10 protein-coding genes are annotated in these 10,184 nt (G+C 69.9%); 8 read left to right on the top strand and 2 right to left on the bottom strand.

Annotated elements, in window-relative coordinates; all coding sequences use genetic code 11:
• Positions 1–295: 295 nt before the first annotated feature.
• Positions 296–1,384, top strand: coding sequence for a redox-regulated ATPase YchF (gene ychF / locus QWM81_RS28785; protein ID WP_290115425.1), 1,089 nt, complete (start codon positions 296–298; stop codon positions 1,382–1,384).
• Positions 1,385–1,427: 43 nt separating this feature from the next.
• Here ychF and QWM81_RS28790 read toward each other — a convergent pair whose 3' ends face one another.
• Together QWM81_RS28790 and QWM81_RS28795 are read right to left on the bottom strand one after the other, a co-directional pair.
• Positions 1,428–2,045, bottom strand: coding sequence for a Uma2 family endonuclease (locus QWM81_RS28790; RefSeq protein WP_290115427.1), 618 nt, complete (start codon positions 2,043–2,045; stop codon positions 1,428–1,430).
• Between the two features lie 116 nt (positions 2,046–2,161).
• A complete protein-coding gene (locus QWM81_RS28795; protein ID WP_290115428.1) occupies positions 2,162–2,410 on the bottom strand; it encodes an SCO4226 family nickel-binding protein in 249 nt (82 codons plus the stop codon).
• A 297-nt stretch (positions 2,411–2,707) separates the two neighbouring features.
• Here QWM81_RS28795 and QWM81_RS28800 point away from each other — a divergent pair, with 297 nt between their 5' ends.
• The 7 genes from QWM81_RS28800 to QWM81_RS28830 form a co-directional block, all read left to right on the top strand.
• Positions 2,708–3,916: a hypothetical protein gene (locus QWM81_RS28800; RefSeq protein WP_290115429.1), complete on the top strand. Its 1,209-nt coding sequence runs from the start codon at positions 2,708–2,710 to the stop codon at positions 3,914–3,916.
• Positions 3,906–4,865, top strand: coding sequence for a hypothetical protein (locus tag QWM81_RS28805; RefSeq protein ID WP_290115430.1), 960 nt, complete (start codon positions 3,906–3,908; stop codon positions 4,863–4,865). Before QWM81_RS28800 ends, QWM81_RS28805 begins: the two co-directional genes overlap by 11 nt.
• 536 nt (positions 4,866–5,401) lie before the next feature.
• The gene (locus tag QWM81_RS28810) at positions 5,402–6,979 is read left to right on the top strand and encodes a S8 family peptidase (RefSeq protein ID WP_290115431.1); all 1,578 of its coding nucleotides are present in this window, start codon (positions 5,402–5,404) and stop codon (positions 6,977–6,979) included.
• A 210-nt stretch (positions 6,980–7,189) separates the two neighbouring features.
• The gene (locus tag QWM81_RS28815) at positions 7,190–8,317 is read left to right on the top strand and encodes a DUF4190 domain-containing protein (protein WP_290115433.1); all 1,128 of its coding nucleotides are present in this window, start codon (positions 7,190–7,192) and stop codon (positions 8,315–8,317) included.
• 193 nt (positions 8,318–8,510) lie between these two features.
• Positions 8,511–9,263, top strand: coding sequence for a GntR family transcriptional regulator (locus QWM81_RS28820; RefSeq protein WP_290115435.1), 753 nt, complete (start codon positions 8,511–8,513; stop codon positions 9,261–9,263).
• A gap of 210 nt (positions 9,264–9,473) precedes the next feature.
• Positions 9,474–9,653 carry an SPOR domain-containing protein gene (locus tag QWM81_RS28825; RefSeq protein WP_290115436.1) on the top strand — a complete coding sequence of 60 codons (180 nt, stop codon included), beginning with the start codon at positions 9,474–9,476 and terminating at the stop codon, positions 9,651–9,653.
• 63 nt (positions 9,654–9,716) lie between these two features.
• A partial coding sequence (locus tag QWM81_RS28830; protein ID WP_435372480.1) for a (deoxy)nucleoside triphosphate pyrophosphohydrolase occupies positions 9,717–10,184 on the top strand: 468 nt, incomplete at its 3' end.

The raw sequence follows: 10,184 nt of genomic DNA on the forward strand, positions 1-10,184 counted from the left end.
GGCGGCCGCGCCCTCGATGAGCGCGCCCGGGGGAGGGGCGGCCGGGCTCGCGGGGGCGGCCGGGGCCGCCGGGGCCGCCGGAGACTGCGCGGGCTGCCGGCGCTGCGGGGGGCTGTTCCTGTGCTGCTCCACCTGGACAACGTAGGTCGCGAGGGGCGGGGAACCCGGCATGGGACACGCGCTTTGGGAGACCTTGGCCAAGACTTCGCCCCCCGGCCACCGTCGTGGCCCGTACCGACACGCCCGTAAACTGGGGGATCGGCCCACCATCCACACTTCTAGGGAAGTCGCCAACGTGTCGCTCACGATCGGAATCGTCGGCCTGCCGAATGTCGGCAAGTCGACCCTGTTCAACGCCCTGACCAAGAACGACGTACTGGCGGCCAACTACCCGTTCGCCACGATCGAGCCGAACGTCGGCGTCGTCGGCGTCCCCGACGCCCGTCTCACCAAGCTGGCCGAGATCTTCGGCTCGCAGCGGGTCCTCCCCGCCACGGTCGACTTCGTCGACATCGCGGGCATCGTGCGCGGCGCGAGCGAGGGCGAGGGCCTGGGCAACAAGTTCCTCGCGAACATCCGCGAGTCGGACGCCATCTGCCAGGTCATCCGGGCCTTCAAGGACGAGAACGTCGTCCACGTCGACGGCAAGGTCTCGCCGAAGGACGACATCGAGACGATCAACACCGAGTTGATCCTCGCCGACCTCCAGACCATCGAGAAGGTCCTCCCGCGCCTCCAGAAGGAGTCCCGGATCAAGAAGGACGTCGCCCCCAAGGTGGCGGCGGTCGAGGCAGCCAAGGAACTCCTGGAGAAGGGCGACACGCTCTTCTCGCACGGCATCCTCCAGGGCTCCGAGAAGGCCGAGCTCCTCCACGACCTGCACCTGCTGACCACCAAGCCGTTCCTGTACGTCTTCAACGTCGACGAGGACGAGCTGGTCGACGAGGCCTTCAAGGACGAGCAGCGCGCCCTGGTCGCCCCGGCCGAGGCGATCTTCCTCAACGCCAAGCTCGAAGCGGACCTCGCCGAGCTGGACGAGGAGGACGCCATGGAGCTCCTCCAGTCGGTCGGCGCCGAGGAACCGGGCCTGGCGACCCTCGCCCGCGTCGGCTTCAACACCCTGGGCCTCCAGACCTACCTCACGGCCGGCCCCAAGGAGTCCCGCGCCTGGACGATCAAGAAGGGCGCGACCGCCCCGGAGGCGGCCGGCGTGATCCACACCGACTTCCAGAAGGGCTTCATCAAGGCCGAGGTCATCTCCTACGACGACCTCGTCGCCACCGGCTCGGTCGCCGAAGCCCGCGCGGCCGGCAAGGCCCGCATGGAGGGCAAGGACTACGTGATGCAGGACGGCGACGTGGTGGAGTTCCGCTTCAACGTGTAGCGGGTGACGTACCACCACGTCGCTGATCTGGTAGACATGCAGGTCACAAGGGGTCGGGCTCCGGTGAGTCCGGCCCCTTCCGCGCCCCGCGCGGCGGCGTGAGCTTGTCCAGGTCGATGCTGATCTCGAAGGGCACCGGACGGTGGAGTGAGCCCCGGAAAATGCCGGCGGGTGCATACAGCGCGGTCGGCTCGTCCAGCTCGTACACGTGGACGGCCGGTGCTCCGTCCTCGTCCTCGACGCACCAGTAGTGCGGGATGCCCGCCTCCGCGTATTTGCGGAGCTTCACCGTGCGGTCCCGGTGGGCGGACTCCGGGGAGACGACCTCGACGACCAGCGACACGTCGGCCGGTTCGTACCAGGTCCGTTCGGGGTCGTAGGCGGCTGTCGTGACCAGGAGATCCGGTTCGGGGCGGTTGCGCGCATCGAGCCGGATGGTCATCTCCCGCTCGACCTCCATGGTCTCCGGGGCTTGCTCCATGAGCGCGACCGTCAGTCCAGTGACGAGACGGCCGGGCCACGACCGCTGGGGAGACATCATGAAGACGAGCGCTCCGTCGATCAGCTCTGTGTGGCGCGGCGCCTCCGGGAGGCGGTCCAAGTCCTCCGCGAACCAGCCTTCCGCGCGCGGTGGGCGCATCCAGTCGGGCAGTGCGGTCATGGACCAACCCTATCGATTCCGCCCGTCCCGCGAACGAGGGCCCGGACGCCGTGGGTGATCGATCGGTGCCACAAGGGCCGGCCCTCCGTGGCCGGCCCTATGCGTTCGTTTCGCCGTCAGACCTGCAGCGGCACCTCGTGGATTTCGTCGGCGGCGTGGCCGGTGCGTTCGTGGACGCGCTGGACGGCGTCGGCGGAGGGCCCGGTGGACAGGCAGTAGACCGTGCCCGACTCAGGGTCGGCCCAGGCGCGCTCGAAGTGCACGCCTTCTTCCTTCTCTATGGCGAGGTCCGCCTGATGGGCCTCGCTCAATTTCTCGGACGTGATGCCCTTCATTCCCCGGTGGACATCCATGTACGTGCCCATGGCTCCCGCACCTCCGGATGGTCGTTCGATTTCTGCTCCTCTTCCATGCTGCACCCATGGGTCGCAGGTGGCACGGGCACCGGCTGGTGCGGGAGGGGCGCCCATGGCGGTATGGGCAAGCAGGGGTGCGTCTGCTGCGATGGTGGCGTGGGGGAACATCCTTCCCCGTACTGCGGTACGTCTGTCAGTCGCCTCACCACCCCGAGCATCGCCGTGCTCTTGGAACAGCAGTGTGAGTACGGCAGAATTCAGGCCGGAGTTCGTTGCCGTGCATCAGGCGACTCGGGGGAGTACGCAGTGAATCGCCGCCTGTCCATGGCGCTGGCCGTTTATGGGGCCTGGAATCAGGCGATCCTGTTGTTCTTGTTCGACCCGATCAGGCAGTGGGTCATAGGCGCGCTCGCGCCTGGTGCAACCATCCGGGACGTCCGGGTGCTGGGGTTGTCGCTGGACGGTTTCGCGGTGCGCGACCTTCATCACGTTGAGGGGTGGCTGCCGCAGCTTGTCTTCACTGTGCTGAGTGGCATCCTCACCTACGGCGTGTTCCGTGGCGCGCCGGGGCTCAAGCCGCGGCTGAGGACGGTGCTCGCTCTGAACGGGGCCGTGCTGCTGGCCGCGGGCGTGGCGACGTTGATCGGCCCGGCTCTGGACCCGGACGCGGGCTCGGCTGTGCCCACGTACGACGAGTGGCTGATGAACGCCCGGTTGGGCGCGGTGCCGGCCGCGGCCGCGCAGTTCGCGCTGTGCACCGTCTGGCTGCTGGTCGCCGTCTGGCTCCTGGTATGGCGCTGCCGGCGATGGCAGCCCTTGCGGGAGCACCTCGGAACGTCGGAAGGTGCCGAGAGCGACGAGGTGCCCGTCCCTCTGCTCGCCGCCGCGCGGGAGCGGCGGGATCTGGTGTGTGCCGGGCTGATCCCGGCGGTGTTGCTGGCCGTGGCGGGCGGTCCACTCCTTCGGCACACGGGGGTGCGGCAGTTGGCGCAGACGACCTCGCTCACCTTTGATCCGGACCTGTGGGTCTCGTACCGCCCGTCGGCCCAGGTCAACGAGTGGAGCGGCGTGCTTTACCCGGCACTGCGCCTGCGCCCGGTCAGCACCGAGCGGATCAGTGGCTGGCTCGCGACTCTCGCCATCTGCGTCGTGTTCCTCGTGGCGTTGGCAGTGGCGCTTCGTTCCGTGGCCAGGCGGGTGACGGAGGTGTCGCGGCGGCGCCCGGTGGCGCTGATGCGTCTGGTCATGGAGGGCTGGTACGCGACATTGCTGGCGGCCGTTGCCGCCGCGGTCGTGGACGGCCGGCTGCTGCAATGGTTTGCTCCGCGGGCGGCGGCCACCACGTCGGCCCAACCCTTGGGCATAGCTCTTGATGACGCCGTCCGGTTCGGCAGCGCTTGGGGATGGGCCACGGGACTGGCGTGTGTGGCAGCGGTTCTGTTGATGATGCGCCGTGGGGCCCGCGCGGCACCGGGTGCGGACCTGGACGAGGAGCGGCTGAGCGATGCCTCCTAACCGACGTGCTGTCCGCAGGACGGGCGCGCTCACCCGGGCGAGCGTGCGCCGGGGGCGTGAGCCGCGCGCGGCTCAGGCCGAGGAGGCGCCAGGCCGGCTGCGGTACCTGACGAGCCCGACCGCCTGGCTGGTCGGCATTCTGCTGACTGTGGCGACCGTGACCTTCCAGGACCTGCTGGCCGCGTCGGTGAAGACGATCCTGCCGCTGGACCGGGTACCGGACCGGCTCTCGCCGCAGAACGCCATCGACGTGGTCGAGGTCAGGGACGTCAAGGACACCGGGTGGTACGTGGTGCGGGACGACGCGGGCGGGCAGCTCCTCAAGGCGCTGCACAGCGACACGTCTTGGCGGCAGGGCAGGCGGGTCGTCGATGTCAGGGACGCGGAATGGATGATCACCTTGCAGGGCCGCGCCGCCCAGCAGGTCCGGATCACCGACATCGTGCCCGAGCTGGAGGGAGGCTCGTGCAAGGCGCCACTGGGCGGCAGCCTCGTTCACTTTCCCTCGCAGGGCGTCACGGGCGTCATCCCGCTGGAGGTGGCGGTGGACTCGCCACGGCCTCGCCTCAAGGCGTACGGGAAGGACGGCAAGGCGGCGGAGCCGTTCTTCACCGGGCCTCAGGCCAAACACATCACGCTGAACCAGAACGAGACCGAGGCGTTCCTCATCCATGCGACGTCCGAGAAGGGCTACTGCCGCTGGCGCTACCGCGTGCACTACGAAGTCGGCGGCACCACAGCCGAGATGACGCTCAGCGGTCCCCATGGCCGGCCATTCGAGCTGACCGGAGAACTGCGCGACACATCCGGCTACCGGAACGTCTACTTCCCTCCCCTTGCTTGCGTGTATCCGGGCTCCCACATGCCGGACAGGTGGTACGAACAGACGGGGGCGGAGTACGCCCGCGACCGGCGTAGCGGCAAGGTGCCCCCCTGCCCGAAGAGCTGATTCGGCGAACAGTCCGCCGACGCGACGAGGCCAAGTCGGGCGGCTGGGCCGCTGGGCGGTTGGTCGGCTGGGCCGCTGGGCCACTGGGTGGCGCGGATCTGGTGCTCCGCCACCGTCAGGAGGGTGCGCCCGATCGGCGTACCGCGCGCGGGATGTGCCGGGCGCCGGGCGCCGGGGAGGCGATTTCCTCGGCCAGCGTGGGGCGCCACGGGTGCGTCAAGGGGACGGCGGCGGTCGGGAAACCCCGGTGCCTGGGGCCCGGCAGGTCGGACACCACCAGGTCAGGGCCGAAGCGGAGGACCGGGCACCGCAATGGGGCAGGCATGGCGAGCCGAGATCGCCATGAGCGCCGGCATGTCGCGTGTATGGCAGGCGAGTTACCGGCGCGTCAGGACCCTTGTGCGATTCCTATGGATCGGTCAATCTTTCGCTCGGTAGTGGGATACGGGCAACGCCGCGTACACCGTGCCGTTGCTTGTCATGCCCCTGCCGATCACCCCCACAGCAACGCACCACCAATGAGGAGGATCCCTCACATGTCAGTGATGCGTACGCCCCGGCGAAGACTGGCCGCAGCCGGTGCCACCGTCGTCGCCGCCCTGGCGCTCGGCACCCTGTCCACCCTTCCGGCGACCGCGGCCCCGGCGGCCCCGGAGGGCGTCATCGAGAACGCCGGAGCCCCCGGAGCCATCGCGGGCAGCTACATCGTCACCCTTGACGAGTCGGCCGCCGACGCGGAGTCCAAGGCGGGCAAGGCGATCGCCGCGCGCTACGGCGCGAAGATCGAGAAGACGTACACCTCGGCCCTCAACGGCTACGCCGTCGAACTCTCCGAGGCCCAGGCCAAGAAGCTCGCCGCCGACCCGGCCGTCGACTCCGTCGTACAGAACCGCGTCCTCACGGTCACCGGCACGCAGCCGTCCCCGCCGTCCTGGGGGCTCGACCGGATCGACCAGCGCGCCCTGCCGCTCAACCAGAGCTACACCTACCCCGAACCGGCGGGCGACGGCGTCACCGCGTACATCATCGACACCGGCGTACGCATCACCCACAGCGACTTCGGCGGCCGTGCCTCCTACGGCTACGACGCCATCGACAACGACAACACGGCGCAGGACGGCCACGGCCACGGCACCCACGTCGCCGGTACCGTCGCCGGATCGGCCTACGGCGTGGCCAAGAAGGCCAAGATCGTCGGCGTCCGCGTGCTCAACAACTCCGGCTCCGGCACCACCGCGCAGGTCGTCGCCGGCATCGACTGGGTCACCCGAAACGCCGTCAAGCCGGCCGTCGCCAACATGAGCCTGGGCGGCGGCGCCGACTCCGCCCTCGACACGGCCGTACGCAACTCCATAGCCTCCGGCGTCACCTACGCCATCGCCGCCGGCAACGACGGACGCGACGCCTCCAGCACCTCGCCGGCCCGCGTCACCGAGGCCATCACGGTCGGCTCGACGACCAGCACCGACGCGCGCTCCAGCTTCTCCAACTACGGCAGCGTGCTGGACCTCTTCGCGCCCGGCTCCTCCATCACCTCCGCCTGGAACAGCAGCGACAGCGCGACGAACACCATCTCCGGTACGTCGATGGCGACCCCGCACGTCGCGGGCGCCGCGGCCCTCTACCTGGCGAACAACCGGACGGCCACCCCGTCGCAGGTCGCCACCGCCCTCACTTCCGCCGCCACCAGCGGCGTGGTGGGCAATCCGGGCACCGGCTCCCCCAACCGCCTTCTGTACGTGGGCGATGGCGGAACCACGCCCCCGCCCGGCAAGCGCTTCGAGAACACCGCCGACTACGCGATCAACGACAACTCCACCGTCGAGTCGCCGATCATCGTCTCCGATGTGGCGGGTAACGCCCCGTCAGCGCTCCAGGTCCCTGTGAACATCGTTCACACGTACATCGGTGACCTTCAGGTCCAGCTGATCGCTCCGGACGGCACCGCGTACACACTCAAGGGATACGGAACGGGCGGCAGCGCCGACAACATCAACACCACCTACACGGTCAACGCCTCATCCGAGGTCGCGAACGGCACCTGGAAGCTGCGGGTGAGCGACAACGCCCGCTACGACACCGGGAAGATCGACTCCTGGGCCCTGCAGTTCTGAGGGGCGACCGCGTGACCGAGTGACCGCATGACCGAGTGACCGAGTGACTGCGTGACCAAAGGGCGGCCGCCACGCTGTGGTGGCCGCCCGCTCTGTCGCCCGGTTCGTCCCGTTCGTCACTCGCGTTCCGCCGCCTGTCGGCGACCGCGTACGATGCGCCAGCCGCACGCGCATTCGCATTCGTTCCGCCCGACAGGAGCACCGTAAACCGTGGAACCCTCCCCCCAGGGGTCACCCCAGGAGTCACCCCAGGGCTGGCCCCCGCCCCAGCAGCCGCACCTCCCGGTGCCCCCGGCGCCCTACGGGATGCCCGGCCCGCCGCCGCCCTCGGCGAACACCAACGGGCTCGCCATCGCCTCCCTCGTCACCGGCATCGTGTGCTGTGTTCCGCCGCTCGGCATGGTCCTGGGCGGGATCGCGCTGGGGCAGATCAGGAAGAAGGGGGAACGGGGCAAGGGCCTGGCGGTCACCGGCATGATCCTGTCCCTGGTCAGCACGCTGCTGGTGGTGGCCGGACTGGCGACCGGGGCGTACCGCGAGGTCTACGACGGCATGCGGGACGCCGCCGACGAGGCGTCACGCACCCGCTCGACCTTCGATCTGCGCAAGGGGCAGTGCTTCAACAGCCCGGGCGGCACCATTGAGGCGGAGACCCCCGACGTCACGATCGTCGACTGTGCCACGCCGCACGACGGTGAGATAACGGGCAGCTTCGCGCTCACCCAGTTCGACAAGTGGCCCGGCGACAAGGCCATCGAGCCGGTCGCCGAGAAGCGCTGCGATGTGCTGAACTCCGCGTACGCGATGGACACCTGGGCCATTCCCGACGACGCGTGGATCTACTACTACCAGCCGAGCGCGGACAGCTGGCGGCTCGGTGACCGGGTGGTGACCTGCTCGTTCGCCGCCGAAAAGGGCAAGCTCACCGGCTCGTTGCGCAGTGACGCGACGACGCTCGACACGCATCAGGTCGCCTTCCTCAAGCCGGTCAACCTCATCGACACGGTGCTGCTCGAGGAGCCGGAGGCGGACGCCGAGGACGACCTGGACGCCAATGTGCGGTGGGCCGGGAAGGTGTCGTCCACCCTGAGCGGGACGGTGGCGAAGCTGCGGGCGCACCCATGGCCGACCGCCGCGGAGAGGCCGCTCGCGGACCTGGTGGAGGAGCTGGAGGCGGCCCGCGAGCACTGGGCCAAGGCGGCGGCCGCGACGGACGCGGACGTCTTCTGGGAGCACTACGACCCGGCGTACGACGCGCTGCCGGCCGACATGGGCGCGAAGGCGCGCGCCGCGCTCGGACTGACCCGCACGCCGCCGGAGCCGTCGGCCACCACCTGAGCCGAGCCGCGGGGGGTTGGGGACGGCGCCCCTGGCGGGGCCCCGTCCCCCTGGTCGGGTGACGGCCACTTACCCCCGGTAGCCAGTGCTCAAACGGCGGTCATCACTTCGAGTGAAACCTTGGCCCATGCTTGCGGGGCGCAACCTACGGTTGCCAGGCTGTTGCTGTCTGTCAACCTGATGGGAGTGGCCCGTGACATTCGGTGAGCAGCCCGCCTATCTTCGCGTGGCAAGCGATCTCCGCGAAAAGATCGTCAATGGCTCGCTCCCTCCTCACACCCGGCTCCCGTCGCAGGCCCGCATCCGCGAGGAGTACGGGGTCTCCGACACCGTCGCCCTCGAAGCACGCAAGGTACTGATGGCCGAGGGGCTCGTCGAAGGCCGCTCGGGCTCCGGGACGTACGTACGCGAACGTCCCGTGCCGCGCCCGATCGCCCGCTCGGGTTACGGCCTGACGGCCGGTGCCAATCCCTTCCGGCAGGAGCAGGCGGCCGAGGGCGCTCGCGGCACGTGGGACTCCAGCAGCGAACAGGAACCGGCGAGCGCCGCGATCGCCGAGCGGCTCGGCATCGAGCCGGGGGAGCGGGTGATGCGTACGCGGTATGTCTTCCGTGACGCGGGAGAGCCGATGATGCTGTCCACCTCCTGGGAGCCGCTCGCCGTCACCGGGCGCACGCCGGTCATGCTGCCGGAGGAAGGACCGCTGGGCGGCTGCGGGGTGGTCGAGCGGATGGCGGCGATCGACGTCGTCGTGGACAACGTGGTGGAGGAAGTCGGCGCGCGGCCGGGGCTGGCGGAGGAGCTCCTCGCGCTCGGCGGTGTGCCGGGCCATGTGGTGATGGTGGTGGAGCGGACGTACTACGCGTCGGGGCGGGCGGTGGAGACGGCCGATGTGGTCGTGCCGGCCGACCGCTACCGGCTCGCCTATCACCTGCCGGTGCGGTGACCATGGCCCGGTGACGGGCCTTCAGGCGGTGCAAGGGGGCGCACTCGGCCGGGTGCGCCCCCTTTTCTCACCTTCTTTCTGGCCGGATGTGTATCTCTTTGTAAAAACACGTATCCGCTCCGTAAAGGTCAGGCGTAGGCTCAGGCATATGCGGATTGCGGTTTCGTGGGGATGCTTAGACGCATGCAGGCCGGTGGAGGGAGAGGCGTGATGAACGACAGTGGCGCGGTCCTTCCCTGGCTGGTGATCCGGCAGGACGACAACGGCAACCACTATCGGGTGGGCAGGTACGCGACCAGGGACGAGGCCCAGCAGATGGCCGACAGTCTCGATGCGGACGGACACCAGCAGCTCTACTGGGTGGAGCGCATCGGTCAGCCCGCGAGCTGACCGGCGGACCCGCGGGCCGCCCGCATGGACGGGGTTGGCCCGCCGCCGGTTACGCTCCGGCGCATGACAGATCGTGTGGTGGTGGCCGGAGCCGTCTTCGACAAGGGGCGGCTCCTGGCCGCGCGCCGCAGCGCGCCCCCGGAGCTCGCCGGCCGCTGGGAGCTGCCGGGCGGCAAGCTGGAGCCGGGAGAGAGCGCGCAAGAAGCACTCGTGCGCGAGCTGCGCGAAGAGCTGGGTGTGGAGACGGAGCCGGGCCAGCGCATCCCCGGCGACTGGCCGCTGGCGCCCGGTTACGTACTCCAGGTCTGGACGGCCAGGCTGGTGTCCGGCCGGCCGCGCCCGTTGCAGGACCACGACGAGCTGCGCTGGCTCACCCGGCAAGAACTGGACACCGTCGACTGGCTGGATCAGGACCGTCCCGCCGTGGCCGAGGCCGCCCGCCTGCTGCCTCCCGCCCCCGCCCCCGCCGCCGACAGCCCGGCCGCCGATGCCGCCGCCGCCCCGGATGCCCGCCCGGCCGCCCCGGCCGCT

The sequence above is a fragment of the Streptomyces ficellus genome (assembly GCF_030406405.1).
In the GTDB taxonomy this organism is placed as follows: domain Bacteria; phylum Actinomycetota; class Actinomycetes; order Streptomycetales; family Streptomycetaceae; genus Streptomyces; species Streptomyces ficellus_B.